Below are 262 nucleotides of genomic sequence, written 5' to 3'. Positions count from 1 at the left end.
GCACCGCGGGGTCCGGGCGGCCCGTGGACGTCACACCGGCATCAGATCCGCACGCTCTTGCCCGCCGGACCCAGTCCCGGCCCCAGCCCCTGGCCCTTGGCCCTGGGCATCACCCGCTGGATCTCCTCCCGCAGATCCTGGATCTTGGCGTAGTCGGAATACTGGTTGGTGAGCCGGTACATCTCGCGCAGCCGGTCCCAGGTGCGGTGGGAGGAGTTCTCCTTGATGGACACCAGCGCCAGCCGGGCGTAGCGGTCGGCCT

General features: G+C 69.8%; 1 protein-coding gene. It reads right to left on the bottom strand.

Translation table 11 applies throughout. The features are described from left to right. Positions 1 to 41 precede the first annotated feature (41 nt). On the bottom strand, positions 42 to 262 hold a 221-nt coding region (locus F1003_RS18885; protein ID WP_235898426.1), incomplete at its 5' end, for a hypothetical protein.

It is taken from the genome of Winogradskyella ouciana (genome assembly GCF_009709615.1).
GTDB lineage: Bacteria > Bacteroidota > Bacteroidia > Flavobacteriales > Flavobacteriaceae > Winogradskyella > Winogradskyella ouciana.
The sequence above is the reverse complement of the archived record's forward strand: the minus strand, read 5'-3'. Positions and strand labels throughout refer to the sequence as shown.